A 26,237-nucleotide genomic window follows, 5' to 3' on the forward strand; every position below is an offset into this window, starting at 1 on the left:
ACCCTTTCGTACTCATGGACCCGAGACATGCTGGTCATCGATGCCAAGCGCGTTTTCGTGGCGCTGGTGGCGATCTTCGCCATCGCGCTGCCCAAGTCGGGTGTCGCCCTCGGCGGCATTCCGCTCAATACCATCTATCTGCTGATCGTGGTGGCGTTCCCGATCCTGTTCCTCAAGGCGATGCTGGGGAGTGGCAAGCTCTTTCGCCAGGATCGCTACGCCTGCTACGTGTGGCTGCTGGTGCCGTTCTGGCTGCTGTTTCTGGCGGTCACGCTGCTCAACGGTATCGCCAACGTGGGCATCTACTTCGGCTACGTGATGGCGCTGATCGTGGTGCCGATCTTCGTCTACGTCTGGTCGAAACGCCTGGGGCCAGAGCATATCGCCTATCTGCTCGTCTGCCTGCGCCACTGCATCCGTTTCGCTATCGTCTTCGGCCTGGCGCTGTTCCTCTACAAGATCGCCACCGGCCAGTACTTCTCGATCCCCATGCTGACCACCACTTATGGGGCCGAGCTGACGCTGGAGGCGAAGATGAACGACCGCGGCGGCCTGTTCAAGCTCTTCTCGACCTACAACAACGGCAATATCTACGCTGTGTGCATGATCATGCTGCTGCCGCTCTACAGCGTGATCGAGACCCGCCGCCTGTGGGTGCTGGGGCTGATGCTGACGATCATGCTGACGCTGTCACGCACCGCCTGGGCGCTGCTGCTGGTCTACTGCATCTTCGAATATCTGCTCTTCAACCGTGCCATCTCGGTCAAGAAGCTGATCCTGATCTGCTTCGCGCTGTGCCTGGTGGTGCCGGGCATCGTCGGTCTGCTGGGACTGATGGGGCGCGACGTGACCTTTCTGTTCGACAGCGATCTGGGGGGACGCGCGGGATACCTGCAGTACTTCTTCGACGCCGGTCTGATCTCGCACACGCCGCTCTACTGGTCCTACGAGATTCCCTACGTCTCGATCGCCGAATTCGTGGGGCTGATCGGCCTGCTGCCGTTTCTCTTGTTCTTCGCCAACGTAGTGATGGCACGCAGCCTGTTCGACCCCTCGCGTCCCGTGAGTCGCGGTGCCTGCATCGGCTGCGTCATGTACTGGGTAGCCACCTTCTCCGATGCGGCGCTGGTACTGGTGCCGACCTTCCTCATCTTTTCTTTGCTGGTAATGCTCTCCTTCAGCGAGTGATCCCATGAAAATCATGCATGTATGCGAGACGGTGACGGGCGGCATCGCCACCTATCTCAACAATGTCGCGGGCGAGCAGTTGCGCCATCCCGATGTCAGCGGGGTCTCTGTGGTGCTACCGGCGGCACAGCGTGAGGAGCTCGCGCTGGGGACGGCGGTGCGCATCCACGACTTTCCCGGCGAGAGTCGGCTGCACCGCCTGCGCCACCTGGCCACGCGGCTGTCGGCGGCGGTGGCGGCAGAGAGGCCGGACGTGGTCCATGTCCACAGCACCTTCGCCGGACTCGTCTGCCGCGGGCTGCCGCTGTCGCTGGGCGGGGCCAAGCTGGTCTACCAGCCCCACGGGGTGGCCTTCGACCCGCATCGGGTCGGCGGGCTCAAGCGCCGCGCGATCCAGTGGGTGGAGCGCGCACTCTATGCGCGCAGCGATGCGCTGGTGGCCATCTCCGAATACGAGCAGACGCTGCTGAACGCCGCGGGCATGGGCGAGCGCACGCTGCTGATCAAGAACTGCGTGCGCGACACCCGTGAACCGCGTATCGGCGCCGACAAGGAGGGTTTCTACCTGTTCATCGGACGCTTCGATCGTCAGAAGGGTTTCGATCGTCTCTATGCCAGCTGGGGCGAGTCGCATGGGGAGCTGCGGGTGGTCGGCGGCAGCGTGGTGGATGCCGGTACGGCGTTCGCCCCCAAGGCGAACATGCACCTGCTCGGCTGGCTCGACAATGCCAGCCTCGATAGCCTGATCGCCCGGGCCAAGGCGCTGATCGTGCCCAGCCGCTGGGAGGGATTCGGCCTCGTGGTCCTCGAGGCCTACCGTAACGCGACCCCGGTGATCTGCTCCAACCGCGGTGCGCTGCCGGAGCTGGTGCGCGATGGCGAGACCGGCCAGGTGTTCGATTTCGACGATTTCACGCCGTCGCTGGATGCCGCCCTGGCGCGCTTCGAGGCGAGCGACCGCGAGGCCATGGGGCGTCGCTGCCGGGAGCGCTACGAGCGTGAATTCTCGCCCGCCAGCATGAATGCGGCGCTTCTCAAACTCTACCGCTCGAGCGAGCACTGCTATGTATAGTCGGATCCTGATCAATATCTCCAACCCCGAAGACTACCGCTTCTTCAAACGGGTCTTCGCCGCCCCCGGGGCGCAGGCGTGCCGCGTCGATTTCGTGGCCAACAACCTGATCATGTACGTCTACCTGAAGCTCAAGCGCGAGACGGTGTTCATGCCGCGCCGCGGCCATGGCCGGCACTGCCGCGAGGACAACTTCAGCATCAAGACCGGGCGGCTGACGCAGCGCCAGGCGGACCGGGTCTATTCGGGCTTCGCCGACTTCATCGAGCGCGAGCAGCCGCGCCGCGGCTGGGAGCTCTACATTCTCCCCAGCGGCCGGCTGGCGTCGCAGTCGGCGCTGGCCGCCCACGCCCGTGCCCAGGGGATCGATGTGCTCTACACGGGGTACGGCAATATCGGCAACAAGACCTTCGCCGACCCCCAGGGCACCGATATGCAGTCCTATCTCTACGCCCATGTGGAGCTGCTCGACGACTATGCGGTCGACCTCGACGCCTTCCGCCGCTGGAAGCGCGACTACACCCAGGCTCGCATGCAGAAGCACGTGATCGGGCAGGCGCGCAAGCTGGACTTGAAGACGGTGCTGCAGAAGTGCGTGCAGGTGGCCGGCTGCCGGCTCGAGGCCCTGCTCGGGCTCGCCGGCGAGAACGCCTATGGGCTGTCGGAGCTGGCCAAGCTGCGCAAGGCCGATGACGTCGCGCTCGACACCATGGATTGGCAGACCCCCTATCTGTTCTTTCCGATGCAGGTGAGCACCGACGCCCAGATCATTCTCAACTACCCCCAGGGCAGCGTGATCGACGGGCTCAAGCGGGCGATCCAGATCGCGGCGGAAAGGGAGCTCGAGCTGGTGATCAAGCCGCATCCGGCGGAGATCAATCAGGCGATTCCGGCGGTGCTGGCCCGGCTGCGCCGCGAGCATGGCTTCAAGATCGTCAACGAGAACACCTTCCGCCTGCTCGATGGCGCCGAGTCGGTGGTGACGATCAACTCTACCGTGGGGCTCGAGGCCAAGCTGCTCGACAAGCCGGTCACCTTCCTCGGCAACACCTTCTATGCGCAGTTCGACGAGCGCCGCCTGGCGGCCTATGTCGACCATTACCTAGTGAACGAAGACTATTTTCGGGATACTCCGTTCAGCGCGGCGAACTTCGCCAAGCTGATGGAAAGAGCCCGATTGCCCATTTTGGATCGAAGCGAGGTAGCTTGATGAAATCCGTACCCATTGCCGGTCTGACGGTTGCGAACGATGCCCCTTTCACGCTGTTCGGTGGCATCAACGTGCTCGAGGACAGGGAGAGTACGTTGAAGGCGTGCGAGACCTATGTCGAGGTCACGCGCAGACTGGGCATCCCCTATGTGTTCAAGGCCAGCTTCGACAAGGCCAACCGCTCCTCGATCCACTCCTTCCGCGGTGTCGGTATGGACGATGGGCTGGAGATCTTCGCCGCAGTCAAGCGCGAGTTCGGCGTGCCGGTGATCACCGACGTGCATGAAGTCGCCCAGGCGGCACCGGTGGCCGAGGTCGCCGATATCATCCAGCTGCCGGCGTTCCTCGCCCGCCAGACCGACCTGGTGGTGGCGATGGCGCGTACCGGCCGCCCGATCAACGTCAAGAAGCCGCAGTTCCTGAGCCCGGGACAGATGAAGAACATCGTCGACAAGTGTGCCGAGGCGGGCAATCAGCAGATCGTGCTTTGCGAGCGCGGCAGCTGCTTCGGCTATGACAACCTGGTCGTCGACATGCTCGGCTTCCGCGAGATGATGGACGTCAGCGGCAATGCGCCGGTGATCTTCGACGTCACCCATAGCCTGCAGCGTCGCGACCCGTCGAGCGAGGCTTCCGGCGGACGCCGGCGCCAGGCGCTGGAGCTTGCCCGTGCCGGCATGGCCGTGGGGCTGGCGGGATTGTTCCTGGAAGGGCACCCGGACCCGGATCGCGCCCGCTGTGATGGCCCCAGCGCGCTGCCGCTGGACCAGCTCGAGCCGTTCCTGGCCCAGATCAAGGCGCTGGATGATCTGGTCAAGGGCTTCCCCGCGCTGGAGATCCGTTGATGGCAGGGGGCGACTATGGCGATGTGCGCAGCGGCATCGAGCTCGTGCTGTTCGATGTCGATGGCGTGCTCACCGACGGCACGCTGCTGATCGGTCCCGAGGGCGAGGCACTCAAGCCGTTCAACGTCCGCGACGGCGTGGCGGTGGGGCTGCTGCGCCAGCACGGGATCAAGAGCGGGGTGCTCTCGGCCAAGTCGAGCCAGCCGCTGCTCACCCGCGCCACTCAGCTGGGGATGGACGTGGTCAAGCTCGGCTTCAGTCGCAAGCTGGAGGCGATCGCCCAGATCAGCGCCGAGTGGCAGATTCCGCCGGCGCGCATCGCCTTCGCCGGTGACGACATCATCGATATTCCGGTGATGCGCCGGGTCGGGGTCGCCTATGCGCCGGCGGATGCCCATCCGCTGGTGCGCGAGGTCGCCACGCAGGTGACCGCCAGTCGCGGCGGCCGCGGTGTGGCGCGCGAGATCGCCGAGGATCTGCTCGCGGCCCGGGGGCTGAGCCTGGCCGAGATGTACGCCCATCTGCTCGAGGACGATGACGCGCTGGGCGATCTGGTGCAGTAGTCGATCGGTCACATCTAGCATCTACGACCAGCATCCCCGTTCCATCGACCCCGTGCCCCCCACGGCGCCAGGTGCCAACGGGGGCCGGACAGGCCACCGCCCAGCGCCCGCTGGCGGTGGCAGCGCCAAGCCAATGCCGAATGGATCGAGCCACTCGGGCCCGCCTAAAAACGGCGTTTCTCTAACGTTTTCATCGGGTATCGCCACCAGGGCAACAGGGCCAAGCCCCTGCGCCAGCCACGGCATACCCCCGCGCTGATCCCGCGCTATCCGGTACTCACTCAGTCATCACTCAGCACGACCCCGCGCTACCCCAACAGACGCCGGCACCGGCGCGGCGTGCCTTGCCCGATTCCGGGGCGGGTGCGCCGCTGCGCGGCCGGGCGTCTCTGACGCGGGTTACCCATCGGTCATGCAGTCGCTCATGAGACACATTCAGGAGACACATGGAGGTCCCTATGAATCTCACCTATCTCGATACCGCCCGGCAGGTCTTCGCCAAGGAAGCCGAATCCCTGCTCGAAGTCTCGCGCAAGCTCGACAACGACCTGATCTCCGCGGTCGACGCCATCCTGCGCACGCCGGGTCGGGTGGTGGTGTGCGGTATGGGCAAGTCCGGCATCGTCGGACGCAAGATCGCCGCCACTCTTGCCAGCACCGGTACGCCGAGCTTCTTCATGCATCCGGGGGAGGCCTACCACGGCGACCTGGGCATGGTCACCGAGCACGACGTCTTCCTGGCCATCTCCAACTCCGGTGAGACCGAGGAGGTGGTCAAGCTGATCCCGTTCCTCAAGGACAACGGCAACTATCTGGTGGGGCTGACCGGCAGCCCCGGCTCGACCCTGGCACAGGCGGCGCACAGCCATCTCGACATCGGCGTGCTGGAGGAGGCGTGCCCGCTGCAGCTGGCGCCGACCTCCTCGACCACGGCCACGCTGGCGATGGGCGACGCGTTGGCGGTGACGTTGATGAAGGCGCGCGACTTCCAGCCCGAGAACTTCGCCCGCTTTCACCCCGGGGGCTCGCTCGGGCGGCGTCTGCTGAGCCGGGTCGAGCACGAGATGCGCAGCGACAACCTTCCGCTGGTGGAGGCCGACGCCCAGGTACTCGACGTGATCCAGGCGATGTCGCGGGGCCAGCTCGGCATGGCCGTGGTCCGCCACGGCGAGCGCTGGGGAATCATCACCGATGGCGATCTGCGCCGGGCGATCGAGAAGTACGGCGAGCGCGTGTTCACCCGCCGGGCGTTCGACTTCATGACCCCACAGGCGTCGCGGATTGCGCCCACTGCCCGGGTCGAGGATGCACTGGCGCTGATGGACAGCAAGCAGATCAGTGTGCTGCTGGTGTTCGATCACGAGCGCCTGGTCGGTGTGTTCAAGAAATGAGGGAGGCGGGAGTGCAGGGCAAGGCAGTGCAAGGCAAAGAAGAAGGAGCGTGCATGAGCGACAACACCGTCTGGCATGCCCACCGTGTGGACCGGGAGCAGCGCGAGGCGCTCAACGCTCAGCGCGCCTGCCTGCTCTGGTTCACCGGACTGAGCGGCTCCGGCAAGTCGACCATCGCCGGGCTGGTCGAGGAGCGGCTGCATCAGCTTGGCAAGCTGACCTATCTGCTCGACGGCGACAACGTACGCCAGGGGCTGAACGGCGACCTCGGCTTCTCCGACGCCGATCGGGTCGAGAACGTGCGGCGTATCGGCGAGCTGTCCGGGCTGTTCGTGGATGCCGGGGTGATCACGCTGTCAGCGTTCATCTCGCCGTTTCGCAGCGAGCGGGCCGCGGTGCGCCGGCGGCTGGCGGCGGGGGACTTCATCGAGGTATTCGTCGATGCCCCGCTGGCGACCTGCGAGGCACGCGATCCCAAGGGGCTCTACCGGCGCGCACGGGCCGGCGAGATCGCTGACTTCACCGGCATCGATTCGCCCTATGAGCCGCCCCAGGCGCCCGAGGTGCATCTGCACAACGACGGCAGCCGCTCGCCGGCGGCGATGGCGCAGCAGGTGGTGGATTACCTCGCGGACCGGCGCTGCGTATGAGGCGACGGGCGTTGCCGGCGATGGCGAACCGAGTGCGAGCGGTCTTTGACAATCACGCGTTCAGGGAGAACTACGCGTTACGGAATACCTACGCGTTCAAGGGAGAACCACGATGAAAAGCCTGAATCCGGTCCGGCGCCTGGCGCCGCTGATGGATGTAATGGCCATAGTGCTGGCGGGCGTGCTGGCCAGCGAGGTGCGTTTCGGCAGTGCGCGGCTCGACAGCGGCAACGCCCTGGTGCTGGTGCTGGTGGCGCTGGCGGTGGTGCTGATCAATCTGTTCGGCGGCGGCTACAGCAAGTGGCGCTCGACCCGGCTGCGCAGCCGTATCTACCGGCTGCTGTGGGTGTGGGCGGCGGTGTTCGCGGTGCTCGCCAGCCTGCTCTATCTGTTCAAGCTCTCCGAGAGCGTGTCGCGGCAGTGGCTGGTGTTCACCTTCCTGCTGTCGTTCTGCCTGGTGTGTGCGTCGCGGGCGCTGCTGATGATGCTGACGCTCTATCACAACGCCAGCGCCAAGAACCGGCGCAAGGTGTTCCTGGTCGGCCCCGAGGAGAACCTGCTCGATGTGGCACGCTCGCTGCGCCGCCACCGCGAGCAGGGCTATGCGCTCGCCGGTATCTGCCGCGCGCGGGTACTGCGCAGTCAGCAGACGCCGCGCCATCTGGCCCAGCGGGTGGAGAAGTCGGGCGCCGACGAGGTGTGGATCTGCCTGCCGGTCTCGGAAGGCGCCCACGTCAAGGCGATCATGTACAACCTGCGCCATCTGCCGCTGGAGATTCGCTTCATCCCGCACTTCGCCGATATCCCGCTGCTCAATCATCGGGTCAGCCAGGTCGCCGGCAATCACGCCTTCGATCTCAGCGTCAGCCCCATCGCCGGCAGCGCGCAGTGGGCCAAACGCCTGGAAGACATCGTGATCGGCGGGTTGATTCTGCTGTTGATCGCGCCGGTGTGCCTGGCCTGCGCATTGGCGGTGAAGCTGTCGTCTCCGGGGCCGGTGCTGTTCAAGCAGCTGCGCACCGGGGCCAACGGCCACGATGTCCAGGTCTACAAGTTCCGCTCGATGAAGGTCCACCAGGAGTCCGCCGGCCATATCTCCCAGGCGACCCGGCGCGATCCGCGCATCACGCGGGTCGGCGCCTTCCTGCGCCGGACCTCGCTGGACGAGCTGCCCCAGTTCATCAATGTGCTGCAGGGGCGCATGTCGATCGTCGGGCCGCGTCCGCACGCCCTGGCGCACAACGACTACTACAAGGATCTGGTCGAGTCCTACATGCAGCGGCACATGGTCAAGCCGGGCATCACCGGCTGGGCCCAGGTGTGCGGCTATCGCGGTGAGACCGACACCCTGGACAAGATGCAGCGCCGGGTCGAGCACGATCTCTGGTACATCAACAACTGGTCGCTGCTGCTGGACCTCAAGATCATCTTCCTCACCGTCTTCAAGGGCTTCACCGGTCAGAACGCCTACTGATACGGCGCTTTTGACCCCTCATCCGTTACGTTCGAAGGAGCTGAACGTTGGCTAGACACTCAAGCTACCTGTACGAGATTCAGGGCTTGCGCGCGGTGGCGGCGCTCATGGTCGCCGTCTATCACATCTGGATCCAGAAGGTCTCCGGCGGCGTCGATGTGTTCTTCGTCGTCGCCGCCTTCTTCATCGTCGGTTCGCTGACCCGCGGCGGGCCACCCACGCTGGGCGGACTGTTCGACTACTACGCCAAGACCCTGCGCCGGGTGGTGCCGAGCGCGGCGGTGGTGATCGTGACCACGGTGGCGCTGTCGCTGTGGTTGATGCCGGATTCGATGTGGCGCAATCAGATCAAGCACGCCCTGGCTTCGACGCTGTTCGTCGAGAACTGGGCGCTGGCTTTCACCGCCACCGACTATCTGCAGCAGGGCTCGCCGCCGTCGCCGTTCCAGCAGCTGTGGGCGCTGGCGGTGCAGGTGCAGTTCTACTGCCTGTTCCCGCTGCTGCTGTGGGCGGCGGGCCGCGTCGGCCGGCGTGACCAGCACGGCTATCGCCGACGGGTGATCGTCGCGCTGGCACTGATCGGGCTGCTGTCGCTGAGTTACAGCGTCTACATGACCGCGCGCAACCAGCCCTGGGCCTACTTCGATAGCGGTGCGCGGGCCTGGGAGTTCGCCATCGGCGGCTTGCTCGCCTTCGCGGTGACGCGGATGACGCTGTCGCGTTTGGCGGCGAAGCTGCTCGGCTGGGTGTCGCTGGCGGTCCTGCTCACCTTTGCACTGTTTCTCGAGGTGTCGTCATCGTTCCCCGGGGTGGTGGCGCTGATTCCGGTGCTGGCGGCCTGCGGCATCATTATCGCGGCGCGCAACCAGTGCGACATCTGGCTGCTCAACAACCGCGGCGTGGTGTGGTTCGGTGATCTCTCGTTCGCGTTCTATCTGTGGCACTGGCCGCTGCTCTCCTGCTATCGCTATGCCACCGGCGGCTTCGATGTCGGGCTGCTGCCGGGGCTGGCGATCATCGGCGGCGCCGCGCTGCTGGCGGGCTTGACCACCTGGGGGTTCGAGAACTCCGTACGCCGTTCGGCGTGGCTGTCGCGGCACAGGTTCGCCACCTATGCGGCCTGCGCTGCGCTGCTTGCATTGCCGATGGCGGCCCTGGGCGGCTGGTATCATGACTACCAGGGGCGCCGCGCCAGCGCCGAGGCGGCACTCGATCAGTTCCTGCATCACGCCCGGCCGGCAGAGGCGACGGTCTATCCGCCGACCTTGATTGCCAGCATGGATCTGCCGCCGTCGTCCCGGGATGGTTGCCATCAGACCGCGACGGATGCCGAGCTGGTGGAGTGCAGCTACGGTGACCCTGACGCCGACAAGACAGTGGTGCTGGCCGGCGGCTCCCATGCCCAGCAGTGGCTGGCGGCGCTGCAGCGAGTGGCGGCGCGTGAGCGCTTCCGTCTGGTCACCCTGACCAAGGGGGGCTGCATGCTCTCCCTCGACGCCGATGCCGATTACATGGCGTATCCCTCCTGCCACGCCTGGAACGAGCGGGTGATCGAGCGCATCCGCCAGATCCAGCCCGACTATGTGTTCACCAACTCGACCCGTGGGCAGGGCGCGGCGGAGCATGTGCCAGAGGGCTACCTGGCGGCGTGGCGCGCGCTGGCCGAAGGCGGCGTGCGGGTGCTGGCACTGCGCGACAATCCCTGGTTCGGTTTCGACGTGCCCGAGTGTGTCGATCTGCACAAGGATGCCCCGGATGCCTGCGCCAAGCCGCGGGATGCGCTGCTCAGTCGGCGCTCGCCCACCGCTGATTATCACCTCGGCAACGTCTACTTTGCGGACATCAGCGATCTGTTCTGCGATGAGCGCCTGTGTCGGCCCCGGCAGGGGAAGGTGCTGCTCTACCGCGACGACCATCACATCACCAATACCTTTTCGCAGCTGGCGGCGCCGCGTATCGCCCGTACCCTAGCGCGAGCAGAAGCCGCGTTCGCCGCGGCGGACGCGGGTCACTGGATCGCCGGTGCGCCCCAGGGCGCTAAACCCGTCATACCGAGGAAGGGGTCATGAGTCTGACACGTCGTCAATTCATCAGTGCCATGCTGGCCGTGGCCGCGACCACCGCGGTGCCCATGCTCTCAGGGCCGAGGCGTACGCTTCCGGATGAGCGTGCGGTGCGGCCGCTATCCGGTGGCCTGCGAATCGTGGGGGAGGCCAATCGGGTAATGCTTGGCTGAGTCGATGCGCATGGCCATCGCCATGCGCTGCCAGCACGCTAGGCTCGTCCGACACAAGACGCCCGCCGAATTCGGCGGGCGTCTTGCGTTGGTGCCGGGGTGACTGCGGCCGTCGGCGTCAGTCGCCGCCGCGGGCCACGTCGAGGCCGAAGGCGAGCGCGGCATAGCGCCGGGTGCCTCCCTCGTCCAGTGCCTGCACCTGCACCGGAGAGAAGTCGAGGGTGCGATTGTCGCCGGCATTGAGCTGCAGGGCATCGCCACCCGACTGCCGATTGAGGGCGAGATCCGTGATGCCGCTGCGGGCCGGGATCAGATTGCGCCCGAGGCGGAAGGCGTGTCCTGGGCGGCGCCCGGCTTGACGCGCATCGCACAAGGCGATCGCGGTCTCGACCCCGGGGACGTCGATGCGCAGGTCGTCGAGATCGAAGATCGCGGTGCCGGCATAGGCACGCAGCTGCCCCAGCAGTGGTACTACGCCAGCCGGCTGTGGCACTTCTGAGACGATCGCGCCGCCTTTCCAGTAGCCGTAGTCGCTGCGGTTGGTGCCCAGCGCCACCAGTACATCGCCGTCACGCGCGGGGCGAGTGAAGGTGAAGCGGCAATCCTTGAGATAGGGCGACTGGGCGTTGCTGTGACCGCGCAGGTCCATGACCACGTCATGGTGGCTGATGTTGCGATAGGTGACGTCGGCCCAGGAGTCGACGATCACCGCGCCGAAGCCTTCGCCCTCATAGACGAAGGCGCCGGTATCGAGGGTCACGTCCTGGCTGAAATCGGGATCCTCGAACCCGGCCAGGCGGCGGAACAGGGTGCGGCCCAGACCGGGACCGAACTTGGACTCCTCGAGGCGCTCATGCAGGGTGCCGGCACTGGCGCTCTGATGGGCGACAAAGTTCTTGATCACGTTGCCGCGGGTGGCATAGAAGATCGAGATGCCGAAATTGGCAGCGTTCTCGGCGTAGAGACCGTCGAACAGACAGTAGGTGCAGCCCTCGAGGTCGAAGGCGGTGTCGCTTACCTCCTTGGCGCTGCAGCCGTAGACCTTGATGTTGTGGGCATTGTTGAAATAGATCGCGCCATTGGTCCAGCGGCAGTGGACGTCCTGGATGAAACCGTCGCGCAGGCGCCGCATCCACCTGAGTTCGCCGCCCTTGCCCGGGCGTGCCGAGCCGCCCCAGCCGGAAACGTTGCAGTAGTCCATGTGCACATGGGAGATGCTGAAGTCGCGCACGAAATTGAGGCGTACGGCACCCGCGCGCCTGCTGTCGCCGGGGCTGAGGGTGTAGCGACCGGCACCGCCGGAGAGGTCGCTGATGCGGATGCGTTCGCTCAGGTCGTCGGGCACCTCGGGGTTGAAGCCGGCGGTCACGGCGTTGTCGCTCTCCGGGTCCTCCTCATGGGTGGAATAGCGCCGGTTGAGCTCCAGTTCGTGGAACACTTTCAGGCCGCCGCAGCGTACGTGATGGATATCGCGGTAGACCACGTCGCGGACGCAGACCAGGGTCACCGCGCCGCGGCAGAAGTCGCGCGCTTCCAGGGTGAGTCCACTGAAATGAATGTCGTGGCTGAAGGCGGCCTCCAGATCGCCCTGCGGTCGCCCCTCGGCCCAGGCGGCGATCACGTGGGGTTCGCGCAGCAGGAACAGGCCGTCGCGGAAACCGCTGGCCACATAGTCGCTGACCAGGCGGCTGTTGGCACGCGCGCCAGCACCCACCAGACGGGTGCCCGAGCACAGTGTGATACGCCGTTTGCCCAGATAGAGGGCGCAGCCCTGGGGTAGGTCGGGCAGGTATTTGGTGCGATAGGGCGTCTTGTCCAGGGTCTCCTGAAACCAGGCCGACTCGTCGCTGCCGCGGCCCTCGGCGTCGATATAGTCGGCGCGAAAGCCCACCTTGAGCAGGTCGATGTCGTCGCCGGGCTGGACATAGGCGGCGCCATCGGCGGCCCACAGGGTGAAGCGGTGGAAGTCGTCGTGGTGTGGATGATCAATGGGCAGCCACGCCATCTGGTTGGCCCGCGTGGGGTCGTCAAGGGTGGTGACACGCTGCAGCTGGATATCCAGTTCGAAGGGGCGATCGCGATAGAAGCTGCGGCAGACCAGCCAACAGCCGTCGGCGACGCGGGCTCCCGGCCAGTCGCGCAGGGTGTCCACGCTATCGACCACCACCAGGCGCTGATCGAGCGCCTGGGCCAGCGGCTGGGTGCCCGAGGCGGAATGAATCTCGCCCTGGTCGAAGAACTGGGCGTGCAGGCGCTGCTGCTGGGCGCCATCGGCCACCTCCACCACATAGTGGCCGTTGGGGGCGGCGAACTGGATGCGGCCATCCGCATCGGCGTGGAATGGGTTGGACAGCGGCTGGCCGCGGCCATCCTCCAGGCCGGCTGCCAGCGTCTCCTTGCCCTGGGGCAGGACGCTGACGGCGGCGCGTGGTAGCGCTCGACCGTCAGCGCGCTGGGCGAAGAAGGTTTTGACTTCCATGAGGGCGCACTCTCGCGTCGTGAACTTGCCGAGTATTATCCGCGACTCGCCACCCACGCTCTTTTGCGACTTGGTGTGGTTTTGTCAGCCGGCGGTGGAGGTGCGTATCCGCCACCGGCAGTGCCCGCGCTAACGCTGGGGAATCAGAGGCCGAAAAGCTGTACCAGGGGGGGCAGCACGAAGGCGGTGACCAGCCCCGAAAGCCCCATGGCCAGGCCGGAGAAGGCCCCGGCGATGGCCCCGTAGGTGGAGAAACAGTAGGCGGTACCGAAGCCGTGGGCGGCCAGGCCCATGGAGAAACCGCGGATGGCAGGGTCGGTGATTCGGCCCAGGCGCAGGACCCAGGGGCCGATGATGCAGCCGATGACCCCGGTGAGCAGAACCAGCCCTGCGGTCAGCGAGGGAATGCCGCCGATCTTCTCGGCGATGCCCATGGCGATCGGCGAGGTCACCGACTTGGGCGCCAGCGACAGCACGGTCGCGTGGTCGGCACCCAGTACCAGGCTGATACCCACCGCCGACACCACCGCGGTAGCGACGCCGGCGAGGGTGCCGGCAAACACCGGCCACAGCAGGCGGCGTACGCGCTCGCGCTGGTCGAACAGAGGGATCGCCAGTGCCACGGTCGCGGGGCCGAGCAGGAAGTGCAGGAACTGCGCGCCGGCGAAGTAGGTGGGATAGTCGGTATGGGTGAGGAGCAGAAAGGCGATCAGCAGCGCGATCGACAGGATCACCGGGTGCAGCAGCGGCGTGCCGCCGGCCCAGCGATTGATGCGGCTGGCGATGACGAAGGCGATCAGGGTGGCGAACAGATGCAGCAGCGGGCTGGCGGCGAGGTAGACCCACACCTGGCCGAGAGGCAGCGGGCTCATGCGTCCTCCTCCTGGGATGTGCCGCTGCGGTGGGCGAGCCGCTGCATCACCTGACTGGTCACCCACAGGGTCACCGCCGCCGAGAGCACCAGTGTGATCAGCAGGATCCAGAACTCCTGCTGGATCAGCCCGACGTGCTCGATCAGCCCGACGCCGGCGGGCACGAACAGCAGGGTGAGATACTTGAGCAGGCCCTCACCCATGCTGCGCAGACTGGCCGGAACGCTGCCGCGAATGACGAGGCCGACGAGCAGGATCAGCATGCCGATGACCGGGCCGGGAATCGGCAGCGACAGTGCCAGACTCAGTACCTCACCGAGAAATTGACAGCCGAGCAGAATGCTCATGCCGATGATCAGGGACATGGTGACCTCTTGCGCGCGTGGGGGGATGACAGGCGGGCGCCCAGAAAGGGGGCTATTGTACGTCGATTGTGGCGATCACCAAGTGCATCCCGCCGCTGCCCTGCAAGCGATTGATAAAAAAGATGAAAGAAGCGCTTTTCATTTCCGGAAACGCAAGGTAGTATACGCAGCGTTTCGCAGGGTAGCCCACGGGCAAGCCCGGGTGAAGCCGGAGCGTGGCGCAGCTTGGTAGCGCGCTGCAATGGGGTTGCAGAGGTCGCAGGTTCGAATCCTGTCGCTCCGACCAAATCGAGAAAATGGCCAATCGGATTCGCTTCGATTGGCCATTTTTTTATGTGTCGATTTCTCTGTCCGACTGTTTGTCGCTGCGCCGACATGGGGCGTCGTGCGCGGGTGAGGTAACGCGTGTCCTGGGCCAAGGAGCACGCGGCCCCGGCGCTTCTGCCGAAGAGGTCCTGGCTTGCCCAAGGCTTTCACGCTGCGCGACTCATACCGGGTTATCGCCAGAGAGCTTCGATCACCCCCACGCTGATCAATGTCACCAGCACGGAGCCGACCAGATTGAGCAGGAAGCCGGCCTGTATCATCGACTGTATCTTCATCTTTCCGGTGGCGAAGACGATGGCGTTGGGGGGTGTCGCCACCGGCATCATGAAGGCGCAGCTGGCAGCGATCGCAGCCGGTACGGTGATCAGTAGCGGGTCGACGCCCAGTGAAATCGCCAGCGCGCCGAGCAGCGGCAGAAAGGCGGCGGCGGTGGCGGTGTTGGAGGTCAGCTCGGTGAGAAAGATGATCACCAGCACCACGGCGCCGATCAGCAGGAGTAGCGGCAGGACGTCGAACAGGCTCAGTTGATTGGCGATCCAGTCGGCGAGCCCCGAGCTGCTGATGCTGCTGGCCAGTGCCAGACCGCCGCCGAACAGCAGCAGGATGCCCCAGGGGAGATCCTTGGTGTCCTCCCACAGCAGCAGCGGACGGTGCGGCTCGTTGCCGCTGGGAATCAGGAACAGGCCGACCCCGGCGATCAGCGCGATCGAGGTGTCGGAGAGCCAGCCCACGCCCATGTCGTTGAGCAGCGGCCGGGTGATCCAGGCCAGCGCGGCGAGCAGGAAGACCACGCCGACACGCATTTCTGCCGCACTCAGCGGGCCCAGCTTGCTCAGCTCGTCGCGAATGACGTTACCGTCCTGGCCGTGTTTGTCCTCGTCGTTGTTCTCGCTGCTGTTCTGACTCTCCTGCAGGCGCAGATCGAAACCGCCGCGGGTCAGCCACCACCAGGCCACGGCCATCATCGCAAGACTCACCGGCAGCCCCACGGTCATCCACTCGGCGAAGCCCAGTTCGATGTTCTGCTCGCTGGAGAGGTAGCCGGCGAGGATGGCGTTGGGCGGTGTGCCGATCAGGGTGGCGATGCCGCCGATGCTCGCCGCGTAGGCGATCGCCAGCAGCAGGGCGGTAGCGTAGCGCTCGACCTCGCGTGAGTCGGCGCTGGCGAACAGCGACACCACCGACATGCCGATCGGCAGCATCATGATCGCGGTGGCGGTGTTGGAGACCCACATGCTGATGAACCCGGTGGCGAGCATGAAGCCGGCGATCTGCTGGCGCGGCTTCTGACCCACCAGAGCGAGGATGCGCAGGGCGATCCGGCGATGCAGATTCCAGCGCTGCATCGCGATGCCAAGCAGAAAACCGCCCAGGAACAGGTAGATGGTCGGGTTGGCGTAGCTGGCGGCGGTGCCCTTGAGCTCGGCGATTCCCAGCGCGGGAGCCAGCGGGATCGGCAGCAGCGAGGTCGCTGGAATGGGGATCGCCTCGGTGGCCCACCAGGTCGCCAGCAGCAGCGCCAGGCCGACACAGTGCCAGGCAGCGGATGACATCCCGGCGGGCGGCGGCAGCAGTAGCGTCGCCAGCACCCAGAGCGGCCCCAGGATCAGCCCTATCCTGGCGGCGAGGGAGGGGGGCGAATGCGCTTCCGTGCGAGTGGTGGTCATGACGTCTCTCCGATTGACAGGGCGATGGCGCTGAGCGTTGGGGCGGATGACGAGGGGGAGGCCACGCGCCCCATCTCGAACCCCATTGACTCCAGTCTATCAACAGATTTTCACGCTGCACCTGGCGTGCCGGCTGCCGCCGAGGGTGCGGTGTGTGCGGTGGTCTAATATCATGCGCGCACGCCGCGGCCGTCCTCGGGTCGGCCGCCCACCCGCAGCACGGCGACGGCGGTAGCGCCGCCGGTGACCTAGGATGACTGCATGAGCGCTTCTCTCTATCCCTCTTTCGACGCCTTGGCGTCGCTCTGCAGGCGTGCCGGCGAGGCGATCCTGAGCATCGCCGCCGACGGGCTGGAGACGCGCTTCAAGACTGACGCCAGCCCAGTGACCGCGGCCGATCTCGCCGCCCACCAGGTATTGATGGCGGCGCTGCCGATGCTGGGCGATGTCCGCTTGCCGGTGCTCTCCGAGGAGGCGGCCGCCACCCCCTGGGAGGCGCGGCGGCGCTGGTCGCGCTACTGGCTGATCGATCCGCTGGATGGCACCAAGGAGTTCATCCGCGGCTCCGACGAATACAGTGTCAATGTCGCGCTGATTCGCGATCAGCGCACGGTGCTGGGGGTGATCGCCAGGCCCGGGAGTGGCGAGGTGTGGGCCGGCGGCGGTGAATGCGGCGCCTGGTATCAGCCAGCCGCCGGGGCTGCCTGGATTCGGCTCGCGGTCGAGTCGCATACGCCGCCGCGGGTGATGGTGAGCCGCCATCACTGCGATGCGCGCACCCGGGCATTGCTCGAGCATTTGCCTGGAGCCCGGGTGGAGGCCTTCGGCAGTTCGCTCAAGTGCTGCCGCATTGCCGCCGGCGAGGCGGATCTCTACCCGCGCTTCGGCCCGACCAGCGAGTGGGACACTGCGGCGGCGCAAGCGATTCTGGAAGGCGCAGGCGGGGCGCTGGTCGATCCACGAGACTGGCAACCGTTGCGTTACAACACCAAAGCGTCACTGCTCAACCCGGATTTCGTCGCCTGTGCCGACCGCCAGGGAGCCTGGCGGGCGGCTTGGCAGGCGGCGCCGTGAGCGCGGCGACGTCAGTGAAGACAACCGATCGGTTCAGGAGAGTGTGATGTCTGTATGGGGAGTGAGCGCGCTGCTGCTGGTGGCTCTGGCGATGGTGGTGGGGCTTGCCCTGTACGCCCGCCGGCTGTGGCGCGAGGTGCGGCGACGCGAAGCGTTTCGCCGCGACGAGATCGCGCGCGCCAATCGCAACTGTATCGATAGCCTGGCGGCGATCTCGCAAGCGATGCTCGAACGCCAGGTAGACCTGGTCGAGGGCGCCCTGCGCTGCAAGGTGCTGTTGGACATCGTCGATCACCAGTTGGTGACACACGAGCGCTTCAAGGTGATCGCCGAGGTTCAGGCGCAGGCGGCGCACCTGCGCACGCACGAGGCGCGGCGCGAGTTGACGCCGCGTCAACGCCACCGCGAGGATCTCGCTCGGGTGGCGATCGCCGAGCAGTACGAAGGACGGCTGGACGACGCTGCCCGAGCGCTGCAGACGCTGTGTGCCGATTGGCCCGAGAAGGGGGCGGCAATCACGCAAACGGCATGAACTTTTCGCCGCCACGCTTTGCCAATCTCGTAAATGATGCTAAAAAAGAACAGTGTTTCCGACGCGGGTTTGCATCCCGGTAAGGAATCGACAATGCTGTTACGGAGCTGCAAAGAAAAAAGGGACAATGGGAACATTGACCGCTACTCGACTCGATGGCTTTCCATCGCAAGAGATTTCTTTGTCGTTGAGGGAGGGGAATGACTTTCTCCCAACGAAATCGGCTTCTATACTCGAAGCCGCTGGGTAACGCCCGTTACGACTAGCGCTGTGTTAAGAAGGAGTCTTACATGAAAAAATCAACGACTGGCCTGCTGCTGGGCTCTGCTCTGGTAGTCGGTCTTTCTGGTTGTGCCAGTTCTGGCATGGAGTCCACCGGTAGCTCTTCCGATCAGGCGTGGTACAACTCGCCGTTCGTCTGTGGCATCGCTGGCGGTCTGATCGGCGGTGGTCTGGGCTACGCAACCAGCGGTAGTTCCGACGAAGACACTGGCGCAGCCGTGGGTGGCGTTGCCGGCGCGACGGCAGGTGCCCTGCTGTGTGCCGACTACTCCTCCAATGTCGTCGACAGCGACGGCGACGGCGTGCCGGACGATCGCGACCAGTGCCCGAACACCCCGGCTGGCGTCGCGGTTGACGCGGTAGGCTGCCCGCTGGACACCGACGGTGACGGCGTGCCGGACTACATGGACCAGTGCCCGGGTACCCCGGCTGGCGTCGAAGTCAACGCTCAAGGCTGCCCGCTGGATTCCGACGGTGACGGCGTGCCTGACTACCAGGACCAGTGCCCGAACACCCCGGCTGGCGCCAAGGTCAACTCTCTGGGCTGTGAAGAGAGCGTCATTCTGCGTGACGTCAACTTCAAGTTCGATTCCGCTGAGCTGACTCCGCAGGCCGAGTCGATCCTCGACGGTATCTCCCAGAAGCTGATGGCCAGCTCCAACACCAACGCCAAGCTGCGTATCCGTCTCGACGGCTACACTGACTCCGTGGGTCCGGCTGACTACAACCAGAAGCTGTCCCAGCGTCGCGCTGACTCCGTCAAAGCGTACCTGGTCAACAAGGGCTTCAATGCTGACAACATCATGACCTACGGTCACGGTGAGAGCGATCCGATCGCCAGCAACGACACCGCTGAAGGTCGTGCTCAGAACCGTCGCGTCGAACTGGACGAGTGGAAGTAAGCTCTCCGCTAGATCGATGTGATCAAGAGGGCGCCTTCGGGCGCCCTCTGTCGTTTTAGGTAGCCCTGTCCCGTGCTATCTCTCCTGCCATGCCCGCTCTCCACCCACGCCCGCTCTTCTACTAGGCCAGACAAGGGCGATCGCGTAATCGATGGCGTCGTGCCGCCGGCACTGATACGCTATCGGCCCCAAACTCGCCTCACGGCGATATCGTCAAGTCGAAGCCTTTCCGCCGAACATCGGCCTGCCCGTATGCGGGCTGATCGTGGATAGCGACGTCACCGTATCGAACCGTTCACGTGGTCCTTGGTGTGGACCACCACTGAACATAAGGATGTCTTCATGCCTATTGTCACGCTGCCCGACGGCAGTCAGAGAACCTTCGAGCACCCCATCAGCATCATGGCGCTGGCCGAGTCCATCGGGCCGGGTCTGGCCAAGGCGTGCATCGCCGGCAAGATCGATGGGGTCGAGGTCGATGCCGCGGATCTGATCGAACACGATGCCGAGGTTGCCATCATCACCGCGCGCGACCCGGAAGGGGTGGATATCATCCGCCACTCCTGCGCCCACCTGATGGGGCATGCGATCAAGCAGCTCTATCCGGCGGCGAAGATGGCGATCGGCCCGGTCATCGAAGACGGCTTCTATTACGACATCGACTTTGGCGAGTCGATCTCGTCGGAGGATCTGGAGCAGATCGAGGCGCGCATGAAGGCGCTGATCGACCAGGATTACGACGTCGTGCGCGAGTACGTCGACAAGGCCGAGGCGCTGGCGACCTTCGTCTCCCGCGACGAGCCCTACAAGCAGGAAATCGTCGAGGGGATTCCCGATGGCGAGACGATTCGTCTCTACCACCATCAGGAGTACATCGACATGTGCCGCGGGCCCCATGTGCCCAACACCCGGCACCTCAAGGCGTTCAAGCTGACCAAGCTGGCCGGCGCCTACTGGCGGGGGGACTCCGCCAATCCCATGCTGACCCGCATCTACGGCACGGCCTGGGCCGACAAGAAAGCGCTCAAGGCCTATCTCCAGCGTCTGGAAGAGGCCGAGAAGCGTGACCACCGCAAGCTGGCGCGGCGCTTCGACTTCTTCCACATGCAGGAAGAGGCGCCCGGCATGGTGTTCTGGCACCCCCGTGGTTGGACCCTGTGGCAGGTGGTCGAGCAGTATATGCGCCAGGTCTACAAGAGCGGCGGCTATCAGGAGATCAAGTGTCCCCAGGTGATGGACGTGTCGCTGTGGAAGAAGTCCGGCCACTGGGACAACTACGCCGAGAACATGTTCTTCACCGAGTCGGAGAAGCGTGAGTATGCGCTCAAGCCGATGAACTGCCCCGGCCATGTCCAGGTCTTCAATTCGGGTCTACGCAGCTACCGCGAGCTACCGATCCGCTATGGTGAGTTCGGCGGCTGTCATCGCAACGAGCCTTCCGGTGCGCTGCACGGTATCATGCGCGTGCGCGCCTTCACCCAGGACGATGGCCACGTCTTCTGTACGCCCGAGCAGATCGAGCCCGAGGTGACTGCCTTCCATCGTCAGGCGCTCAAGGTCTATGCTGACTTCGGCTTCGACGATATCGCGGTGAAGATCGCGTTGCGCCCGGACAAGCGCCTGGGTAGCGACGAGACCTGGGATCGGGCCGAGGGTGCGCTGCGTGCCGCGCTCGCCAACTGCGACGTCGAATGGCAGGAGCTGCCCGGCGAAGGTGCTTTCTATGGTCCCAAGATCGAGTACCATATGAAGGATTGCCTGGGTCGCGAGTGGCAGGTGGGTACCATGCAGGTCGACTTCATGATGCCCGGCCGCCTCGGCGCCCAGTACGTGGCCGAAGATGGCTCGCGCCAGACCCCGGTCATGCTGCACCGTGCCATCGTCGGCTCGATGGAGCGCTTCGTGGGCATCCTGATCGAGCACTATGCCGGTGCCTTGCCGCTGTGGCTGGCGCCGGTCCAGGCGGTGGTGTTGAACATCACCGATGCACAGCGCGAATATGCCGAGAATCTCCTGAAGCGCTTGCGTGAAGCGGGCTTCCGCGTCGAAGCGGACTTGAGGAATGAGAAGATCGGCTTTAAAATTCGCGAACATACGCTGCAGAAGATCCCTTATCTGCTGGTTGTCGGAGATAAGGAAGTCGAATCGGGTGCCGTTGCCGTGCGTACTCGGTCCGGCGAGGATCTGGGCTCCCTGTCGGTAGAGACGCTGCTGGCGCAGCTCGAGCAGGCAGGCAAGCCGGATCAGCACTGAGCAGCAACGTGAATCGCCAAACGGAGATCTAACGATCAAGCGTAATAATCAGCGCGGGCGTCCTCAGGAAAAGCGCGCGCCCATCAATGACCGTATTCGTGCAGACGAAGTTCGCCTTATCGATGCCGAGGGCGAGCAGGTGGGAGTCGTTCCCATGCAGGAGGCGCTGGAGCGTGCCGAGGAAGCCGGTATGGACCTCGTGCAGATTTCCAATGCCGACCCCATCGTCTGCAAGATCATGGACTACGGTAAATTCCTCTTCGAGCAGAAGAAGCAGAAATCGGCTCAGAAGAAGAAGACCAAGCAGATTCAGGTCAAGGAAGTCAAATTCCGACCTGGCACGGACGAGGGTGACTATCAGGTGAAGCTCAAGAACCTGATACGTTTCCTCGAAGGTGGCGACAAGGGCAAGGTCACGCTCCGCTTTCGCGGTCGCGAGATGGCGCACCAGGACATCGGTCGTCGACTGATGGAACGGATCGCCGGCGATCTCGAGGAGATGGCGACTGTCGAATCCTTCCCCAAGATGGAAGGCCGGCAGATGATCATGATCCTTGCGCCCAAGAAGAAGTGATCCGCGGGCAAGTCGAACGGGGTGTGGCGTCTATTCGCCACGCCCGGCCTCGGGTTTTCTAAAGAAATCGGATCGGAGTTTCTACTCATGCCGAAAATCAAGAGCAACAGCGGCGCTGCCAAGCGCTTCAAGAAGACCGCCAATGGCTTCAAGCACAAGCAGTCTTTCCGTAGTCACATCCTGACCAAGAAGTCCACCAAGCGTAAGCGTCAGCTGCGCGGTATGAAGCAGGTCCACGCTGCCGACAAGCAGCTCGTGGCCCGCATGCTGCCGAACCTCTGAGCCCCGTTGGTCGACCTTTTTTAACGTCAGGAGAGTACTATGTCTCGCGTCAAGCGTGGTGTCGTCGCACGTCGTCGTCACAAGAAGATCATGAAGCAGGCCAAGGGTTACTACGGTGCGCGTTCGCGCGTCTTCCGTGTAGCCAAGCAGGCGGTCATCAAAGCCGGTCAGTACGCTTATCGTGACCGCCGTCAGCGCAAGCGTCAGTTCCGCGCGCTGTGGATCACCCGTATCAATGCGGCGGCACGCAACAACGGCCTGTCCTACAGCCGTTTCGTTGCCGGCCTCAAGAAGGCGGGTATCGAGATCGACCGCAAGGTGCTGGCCGATCTGGCTGTTCACGAGAAGGCCGCGTTTACGGCGCTCGTCGAGAAAGCCAAGGCTGCATAAGCCGGTCATCCCCGGCCCCTCGCGGGTCGGAGTAATCGCGTGACCGATCCAGGGGAAGAGCAGCTGCTCTTCCCCTGTTTTTTTCCCATACCCTGTTTTTGAGTGCACTGCAGCAGCGATACGCGGTGCGTCACGAGAGACAAGCGGAGCTCGACGGATGGATCATCTTCCTGCCCTGGTCAACGAGGCGAGTGCGGCCATCGCCGCGGCCGAGGACGCCCAGGCTCTGGACCAGGTGCGTGTGCGCTATCTGGGCAAGAAAGGCGAGATCACGGCGCTGTTGAAGGGGCTCGGCCAGTTGCCTCCGGAGGAGAGACCGGCTGCCGGTGAGCGCATCAACGAGGCCAAGCAGGCGCTGCAGCAGGAGCTCGAGCAGCGCCGCCAAACCTTGGAGCAGGCGGCGCTGTCGGCACAGCTCGAAGCCGAACGTATCGACGTCACCCTGCCCGGGCGTGGAGAGGTCAATGGCGGACTGCACCCGGTGACCCAGACCCTGGAGCGCATCGAGGCGCTATTCCAGCACATCGGGTTCGATGTCGCCGTGGGCCCCGAGATCGAGGATGACTTCCATAACTTCGAGGCGCTCAACATTCCGGCCCACCACCCGGCGCGGGGCATGGCGGATACCTTCTACTTCGACGCCACGCGGCTGTTGCGCACCCATACCTCGCCGGTCCAGGTGCGCACCATGCAGACGCAGGAGCCGCCGATCCGTATCGTCTGCCCGGGACGCGTCTATCGCAGCGACTCCGACCTGACTCATACCCCGATGTTTCACCAGGTCGAGGGCCTGCTGGTCGATGAAGGGGTCAGCTTCGCCGATCTCAAGGGCACCATCGCCGATTTCCTGCAGGCGTTCTTCGAGCGTGATGATCTGCAGGTCCGCTTCCGGCCTTCCTACTTCCCATTCACCGAGCCCTCTGCCGAGGTCGACATCCAGTGTGTGATGTGCCGCGGCGAGGGTTGCCGGGTCTGCTCGCACAGCGGCTGGCTGGAGGTGATGGGTTGCGGCATGGTGCACCCCGAGGTCTTCCGCCACTCGGGTATCGATGCCAGCCGCTTCACTGGCTTCGCCTTCGGCATGGGGGCGGAGCGTCTGGCGATGCTGCGCTACGGCGTCAACGATCTGCGCCTGTTCTTCGACAACGATCTGCGGTTCCTGCGCCAGTTCAACTGAGTTCTTCGCCAGTCAAGGAGTATCAAGATGAAGTTTTCCGAAGCGTGGCTGCGCGAGTGGGTCTCTCCTCAGCTCGATACCCAGGCCCTGGCGGATGCCATCACCATGGCCGGCCTGGAGGTCGATGCGATCGAGCCGGTCGGGGCGGTGTTCGTAGGCGTGGTGGTCGCGGAGGTGGTGGCCAAGGCGCCGCATCCGGATGCCGACAAGCTCAATGTCTGCAAGGTTCAGGACGGTAGCGGTGAACCGGTGCAGGTGGTGTGCGGTGCGCCCAATGTCGCCGTGGGTCAGAAGGTGCCTTTCGCCCGGGTCGGCGCGGTGCTGCCCGAGGATTTCAAGATCAAGCGTGCCAAGCTGCGGGGCGTCGAGTCCCACGGCATGATCTGCTCCGCCTCCGAGCTGGGGCTGGAAGAGGGTCACTCCGAGGGGATCTACGTGCTGCCCGCGGAGGCGCCGGTCGGCAAGGACTTCCGTGCCTGGATGACGCTCGACGACAGCACCATCGATGTCGACCTGACCCCTAACCGCGGTGACTGTCTCAGTCTGCGCGGTATCGCCCGTGAAGTCGGCTGCGTTACCGCGACCCGGGTAGTGGAGCCGAATATCGCGCCGGTGGTGGCGCGCAGCAATGCCCAGTTCCCGATCGCGGTGAGCGACGAAGCGGGCTGTCCGCGCTATCTCGGCCGGGTGATCCGTGACGTCGATCTGAGCGCACAGACGCCGCTGTGGATGCGTGAACGCCTGCGCCGCAGCGGTATTCGCAGTATCGATCCGGCGGTCGATGTCACCAACTACGTGATGCTCGAGCTGGGGCAGCCGATGCACGCCTTCGATCTCGACGTGCTCGAAGGGGGCATCGAGGTGCGCCGGGCCCACGACGGCGAGCGGTTGACCCTGCTCGACGGTCAGGAGGTAGTGCTGGATGGCACCACCCTGGTGATCGCCGATCAGGCCAAGGCGCTGGCGATCGCCGGCGTCATGGGGGGCGACGATAGCGGCGTCGGCGCTGAGACCCGCCATCTGTTCCTCGAGGCCGCCTTCTTCGCACCGCTCGCGGTGGCGGGCAAGGCGCGTGAGTTCGGGCTGCACACCGATGCCTCTCACCGCTTCGAGCGCGGCGTCGACCCGGACATCACGCGTCCGGCGATGGAGCGTGCCACCGAGCTGCTGCTGGCGATCGTCGGTGGCACCCCGGGGCCGATCTCCGAGGTGCGCAAGCCGGCACACCTGCCCCAGCGTGACGACGTCGCGCTGAGCCGCGAACGCCTCGCCGCCTGCCTCGACGTGCGCCTGCCCGACGAAGAGATTCAGCGTATCTTCCGCGGCCTGGGCATGACCGCGTCGGCGCCCGGCGACCGTTGGCGAGTGCAGATCCCGAGCTGGCGTTTCGACATCGCCATCGAGGAGGATCTGATCGAGGAGCTGGCACGCGTCCACGGCTACAACCGGTTGCCCGTACGCCGGCCCCAGGCGCGGCTGAGCCTGAAGCCGGCCGACGAGGCGCTGCAGCCGCTGCGCCGGGTGCGTCGTCATCTCGTCTCACGTGGCTATCAGGAGGCGGTGACCTACAGCTTCGTCTCCCCCGAGCTGCAGTCGCTGCTGCTGCCGGAAGCGGTATCGCCGACCCTGGCCAACCCCATCTCCAGCGATATGTCGGTGATGCGTCACAGCCTCTTCCCGGGGCTGCTCAAGGCGCTGATGCACAACCTCAATCGCCAGCAGCAGCGGGTGCGCCTGTTCGAGACCGGGCTGGTGTTCCAGGGCGAGCTCGATGCGCTGACGCAGACGCCGATGATCGGCGGTCTGGTGTGCGGTAGTCGCGACGTCGAGGGCTGGGCCGCGGGGCGTGAGAGCGTCGACTTCTTCGATCTCAAGGGCGACCTCGAAAGCCTGCTGGCGCTCGGCGGCTGCGCCGACGAGTGGCAGTTCGTCGCCGCCAGCCATCCCGCGCTGCATCCGGGGCGTACCGCCGAACTCTACCGGGGTGGCCAGGCCCAGGGCTGGATCGGTGCGCTGCACCCGTCGATCCGCGCGCAGTTGGGCATCAAGCCGGAGGTCTATCTGTTCGAAGTCGCTCAGCAGGCGGTGCTCGAAGGGCGGATCGCGGCCTTCCAGCCGCTGTCGCGCTATCCGGAGGTGCGTCGCGATCTGGCCTTCGTGGTCGATGCCGAGGTGGGTGTGGCACCGCTGCTGGAAGCGATCCGGGCACGTGCCGGTGAGTGGCTAACCCAGTGGCAGCTGTTCGATGTCTACCAGGGGCAGGGGGTTGCCGAGGGGCACAAGAGCATCGCCCTGGGCTTGACCTGGCAGCATCCTTCGCGCACTCTCAATGACGATGAAATCAATCAGTTAATTGCAGCCGTGGTGGACGAAGCCGAGTCCCGTTTCGGCGCCAGGCTGCGCAGTTGATCTGTCGTCCTGTGCGAAGGAGC

23 protein-coding genes and 1 tRNA gene are annotated in these 26,237 nt (G+C 65.0%); 20 read left to right on the forward strand and 4 right to left on the reverse strand.

Annotated features, from left to right (window positions below):
* Positions 1-27 precede the first annotated feature (27 nt).
* The 10 genes from ABV408_RS09330 to ABV408_RS09375 all read left to right on the forward strand — a co-directional run bounded on the left by ABV408_RS09330 (position 28) and on the right by ABV408_RS09375 (position 10,629).
* The gene (locus ABV408_RS09330; RefSeq protein ID WP_353982119.1) at positions 28-1,188 is read left to right on the forward strand and encodes a hypothetical protein; all 1,161 of its coding nucleotides are present in this window, start codon (positions 28-30) and stop codon (positions 1,186-1,188) included.
* A gap of 4 nt (positions 1,189-1,192) precedes the next feature.
* Positions 1,193-2,260 (forward strand): glycosyltransferase family 4 protein, encoded by a 1,068-nt coding sequence (locus tag ABV408_RS09335; protein WP_353982120.1) that lies wholly within the window; start codon positions 1,193-1,195, stop codon positions 2,258-2,260.
* Complete coding sequence (locus tag ABV408_RS09340; protein WP_353982121.1) at positions 2,253-3,470, forward strand: hypothetical protein; 1,218 nt, start codon at positions 2,253-2,255, stop codon at positions 3,468-3,470. The genes ABV408_RS09335 and ABV408_RS09340 overlap by 8 nt, the downstream gene beginning before the upstream one ends.
* A complete protein-coding gene (gene kdsA, locus ABV408_RS09345; RefSeq protein WP_353982122.1) occupies positions 3,470-4,315 on the forward strand; it encodes a 3-deoxy-8-phosphooctulonate synthase in 846 nt (281 codons plus the stop codon). Before ABV408_RS09340 ends, kdsA begins: the two co-directional genes overlap by 1 nt.
* The gene (locus ABV408_RS09350) at positions 4,315-4,878 is read left to right on the forward strand and encodes an HAD hydrolase family protein (protein WP_353982123.1); all 564 of its coding nucleotides are present in this window, start codon (positions 4,315-4,317) and stop codon (positions 4,876-4,878) included. The genes kdsA and ABV408_RS09350 overlap by 1 nt, the downstream gene beginning before the upstream one ends.
* 458 nt (positions 4,879-5,336) lie before the next feature.
* Positions 5,337-6,269 carry an SIS domain-containing protein gene (locus tag ABV408_RS09355; RefSeq protein ID WP_035470948.1) on the forward strand — a complete coding sequence of 311 codons (933 nt, stop codon included), beginning with the start codon at positions 5,337-5,339 and terminating at the stop codon, positions 6,267-6,269.
* Positions 6,270-6,322: 53 nt separating this feature from the next.
* Positions 6,323-6,919 carry an adenylyl-sulfate kinase gene (cysC, locus tag ABV408_RS09360; RefSeq protein ID WP_353982124.1) on the forward strand — a complete coding sequence of 199 codons (597 nt, stop codon included), beginning with the start codon at positions 6,323-6,325 and terminating at the stop codon, positions 6,917-6,919.
* Positions 6,920-7,031: 112 nt separating this feature from the next.
* Positions 7,032-8,393, forward strand: a complete 1,362-nt coding sequence (locus ABV408_RS09365) for an undecaprenyl-phosphate glucose phosphotransferase (RefSeq protein ID WP_353982125.1) — start codon at positions 7,032-7,034, stop codon at positions 8,391-8,393.
* Positions 8,394-8,440: 47 nt separating this feature from the next.
* On the forward strand, positions 8,441-10,462 hold the full coding sequence (locus tag ABV408_RS09370) for an acyltransferase family protein (RefSeq protein ID WP_353982126.1): 2,022 nt from the start codon (positions 8,441-8,443) through the stop codon (positions 10,460-10,462).
* A complete protein-coding gene (locus ABV408_RS09375) occupies positions 10,459-10,629 on the forward strand; it encodes a hypothetical protein (RefSeq protein WP_353982127.1) in 171 nt (56 codons plus the stop codon). The genes ABV408_RS09370 and ABV408_RS09375 overlap by 4 nt, the downstream gene beginning before the upstream one ends.
* Positions 10,630-10,747: 118 nt before the next feature.
* On the opposite strand, the gene ABV408_RS09380 is transcribed toward ABV408_RS09375, so the two are convergent.
* The 3 genes from ABV408_RS09380 to ABV408_RS09390 all read right to left on the reverse strand — a co-directional run bounded on the left by ABV408_RS09380 (position 10,748) and on the right by ABV408_RS09390 (position 14,345).
* Positions 10,748-13,108 carry a right-handed parallel beta-helix repeat-containing protein gene (locus ABV408_RS09380; protein WP_353982128.1) on the reverse strand — a complete coding sequence of 787 codons (2,361 nt, stop codon included), beginning with the start codon at positions 13,106-13,108 and terminating at the stop codon, positions 10,748-10,750.
* A gap of 143 nt (positions 13,109-13,251) precedes the next feature.
* Positions 13,252-13,980, reverse strand: a complete 729-nt coding sequence (locus tag ABV408_RS09385; RefSeq protein ID WP_353982129.1) for an LrgB family protein — start codon at positions 13,978-13,980, stop codon at positions 13,252-13,254.
* Positions 13,977-14,345 carry a CidA/LrgA family protein gene (locus tag ABV408_RS09390; protein WP_353982130.1) on the reverse strand — a complete coding sequence of 123 codons (369 nt, stop codon included), beginning with the start codon at positions 14,343-14,345 and terminating at the stop codon, positions 13,977-13,979. The genes ABV408_RS09385 and ABV408_RS09390 overlap by 4 nt, the downstream gene beginning before the upstream one ends.
* 209 nt (positions 14,346-14,554) lie before the next feature.
* Between ABV408_RS09390 and ABV408_RS09395 the strand changes: the two genes are divergently transcribed.
* A tRNA-Pro gene (locus ABV408_RS09395) sits at positions 14,555-14,631 on the forward strand.
* Between the two features lie 211 nt (positions 14,632-14,842).
* Here ABV408_RS09395 and ABV408_RS09400 read toward each other — a convergent pair.
* Positions 14,843-16,339: a DASS family sodium-coupled anion symporter gene (locus ABV408_RS09400; protein WP_353982131.1), complete on the reverse strand. Its 1,497-nt coding sequence runs from the start codon at positions 16,337-16,339 to the stop codon at positions 14,843-14,845.
* 261 nt (positions 16,340-16,600) lie between these two features.
* Between ABV408_RS09400 and cysQ the strand changes: the two genes are divergently transcribed.
* From cysQ to pheT, 9 genes are all read left to right on the forward strand, one after another.
* Entirely contained in the window at positions 16,601-17,413 is an 813-nt protein-coding gene (gene cysQ / locus ABV408_RS09405; RefSeq protein ID WP_353982132.1) for a 3'(2'),5'-bisphosphate nucleotidase CysQ, read from the forward strand.
* A 46-nt stretch (positions 17,414-17,459) separates the two neighbouring features.
* Positions 17,460-17,945, forward strand: a complete 486-nt coding sequence (locus ABV408_RS09410) for a DUF2489 domain-containing protein (RefSeq protein WP_353982133.1) — start codon at positions 17,460-17,462, stop codon at positions 17,943-17,945.
* 290 nt (positions 17,946-18,235) lie between these two features.
* Positions 18,236-19,129 carry an OmpA family protein gene (locus ABV408_RS09415; RefSeq protein ID WP_106420249.1) on the forward strand — a complete coding sequence of 298 codons (894 nt, stop codon included), beginning with the start codon at positions 18,236-18,238 and terminating at the stop codon, positions 19,127-19,129.
* A 342-nt stretch (positions 19,130-19,471) separates the two neighbouring features.
* The gene (thrS, locus tag ABV408_RS09420) at positions 19,472-21,382 is read left to right on the forward strand and encodes a threonine--tRNA ligase (RefSeq protein WP_353982134.1); all 1,911 of its coding nucleotides are present in this window, start codon (positions 19,472-19,474) and stop codon (positions 21,380-21,382) included.
* A 34-nt stretch (positions 21,383-21,416) separates the two neighbouring features.
* The gene (infC, locus tag ABV408_RS09425; RefSeq protein ID WP_110677949.1) at positions 21,417-21,956 is read left to right on the forward strand and encodes a translation initiation factor IF-3; all 540 of its coding nucleotides are present in this window, start codon (positions 21,417-21,419) and stop codon (positions 21,954-21,956) included.
* A gap of 87 nt (positions 21,957-22,043) precedes the next feature.
* Positions 22,044-22,238: a 50S ribosomal protein L35 gene (rpmI, locus tag ABV408_RS09430; protein ID WP_035470931.1), complete on the forward strand. Its 195-nt coding sequence runs from the start codon at positions 22,044-22,046 to the stop codon at positions 22,236-22,238.
* A gap of 39 nt (positions 22,239-22,277) precedes the next feature.
* On the forward strand, positions 22,278-22,628 hold the full coding sequence (gene rplT, locus ABV408_RS09435) for a 50S ribosomal protein L20 (protein WP_035470930.1): 351 nt from the start codon (positions 22,278-22,280) through the stop codon (positions 22,626-22,628).
* 157 nt (positions 22,629-22,785) lie between these two features.
* The gene (gene pheS, locus ABV408_RS09440) at positions 22,786-23,805 is read left to right on the forward strand and encodes a phenylalanine--tRNA ligase subunit alpha (protein WP_353982135.1); all 1,020 of its coding nucleotides are present in this window, start codon (positions 22,786-22,788) and stop codon (positions 23,803-23,805) included.
* 27 nt (positions 23,806-23,832) lie between these two features.
* Complete coding sequence (gene pheT, locus ABV408_RS09445; protein WP_353982136.1) at positions 23,833-26,214, forward strand: phenylalanine--tRNA ligase subunit beta; 2,382 nt, start codon at positions 23,833-23,835, stop codon at positions 26,212-26,214.
* Positions 26,215-26,237: the final 23 nt, after the last annotated feature.

The organism is Salinicola endophyticus (genome assembly GCF_040536835.1).
Lineage (GTDB): Bacteria > Pseudomonadota > Gammaproteobacteria > Pseudomonadales > Halomonadaceae > Salinicola > Salinicola endophyticus_A.

What these genes read in the sequence shown, in the direction of transcription:
- ABV408_RS09380 (WP_353982128.1), bottom strand. Translation starts at nt 13,108, where the DNA reads ATGGAAGTCAAAACCTTCTTCGCCCAGCGCGCTGACGGTCGAGCGCTA.
- ABV408_RS09340 (WP_353982121.1), top strand. Translation starts at nt 2,253, where the DNA reads ATGTATAGTCGGATCCTGATCAATATCTCCAACCCCGAAGACTACCGC.
- ABV408_RS09355 (WP_035470948.1), top strand. Translation starts at nt 5,337, where the DNA reads ATGAATCTCACCTATCTCGATACCGCCCGGCAGGTCTTCGCCAAGGAA.
- thrS (WP_353982134.1), top strand. Translation starts at nt 19,472, where the DNA reads ATGCCTATTGTCACGCTGCCCGACGGCAGTCAGAGAACCTTCGAGCAC.
- rplT (WP_035470930.1), top strand. Translation starts at nt 22,278, where the DNA reads ATGTCTCGCGTCAAGCGTGGTGTCGTCGCACGTCGTCGTCACAAGAAG.
- ABV408_RS09350 (WP_353982123.1), top strand. Translation starts at nt 4,315, where the DNA reads ATGGCAGGGGGCGACTATGGCGATGTGCGCAGCGGCATCGAGCTCGTG.
- ABV408_RS09375 (WP_353982127.1), top strand. Translation starts at nt 10,459, where the DNA reads ATGAGTCTGACACGTCGTCAATTCATCAGTGCCATGCTGGCCGTGGCC.
- pheS (WP_353982135.1), top strand. Translation starts at nt 22,786, where the DNA reads ATGGATCATCTTCCTGCCCTGGTCAACGAGGCGAGTGCGGCCATCGCC.
- pheT (WP_353982136.1), top strand. Translation starts at nt 23,833, where the DNA reads ATGAAGTTTTCCGAAGCGTGGCTGCGCGAGTGGGTCTCTCCTCAGCTC.
- ABV408_RS09365 (WP_353982125.1), top strand. Translation starts at nt 7,032, where the DNA reads ATGAAAAGCCTGAATCCGGTCCGGCGCCTGGCGCCGCTGATGGATGTA.
- ABV408_RS09335 (WP_353982120.1), top strand. Translation starts at nt 1,193, where the DNA reads ATGAAAATCATGCATGTATGCGAGACGGTGACGGGCGGCATCGCCACC.
- rpmI (WP_035470931.1), top strand. Translation starts at nt 22,044, where the DNA reads ATGCCGAAAATCAAGAGCAACAGCGGCGCTGCCAAGCGCTTCAAGAAG.
- ABV408_RS09330 (WP_353982119.1), top strand. Translation starts at nt 28, where the DNA reads ATGCTGGTCATCGATGCCAAGCGCGTTTTCGTGGCGCTGGTGGCGATC.
- ABV408_RS09400 (WP_353982131.1), bottom strand. Translation starts at nt 16,339, where the DNA reads ATGACCACCACTCGCACGGAAGCGCATTCGCCCCCCTCCCTCGCCGCC.
- cysC (WP_353982124.1), top strand. Translation starts at nt 6,323, where the DNA reads ATGAGCGACAACACCGTCTGGCATGCCCACCGTGTGGACCGGGAGCAG.
- kdsA (WP_353982122.1), top strand. Translation starts at nt 3,470, where the DNA reads ATGAAATCCGTACCCATTGCCGGTCTGACGGTTGCGAACGATGCCCCT.
- ABV408_RS09385 (WP_353982129.1), bottom strand. Translation starts at nt 13,980, where the DNA reads ATGAGCCCGCTGCCTCTCGGCCAGGTGTGGGTCTACCTCGCCGCCAGC.
- cysQ (WP_353982132.1), top strand. Translation starts at nt 16,601, where the DNA reads ATGAGCGCTTCTCTCTATCCCTCTTTCGACGCCTTGGCGTCGCTCTGC.
- ABV408_RS09415 (WP_106420249.1), top strand. Translation starts at nt 18,236, where the DNA reads ATGAAAAAATCAACGACTGGCCTGCTGCTGGGCTCTGCTCTGGTAGTC.
- ABV408_RS09390 (WP_353982130.1), bottom strand. Translation starts at nt 14,345, where the DNA reads ATGTCCCTGATCATCGGCATGAGCATTCTGCTCGGCTGTCAATTTCTC.
- ABV408_RS09410 (WP_353982133.1), top strand. Translation starts at nt 17,460, where the DNA reads ATGTCTGTATGGGGAGTGAGCGCGCTGCTGCTGGTGGCTCTGGCGATG.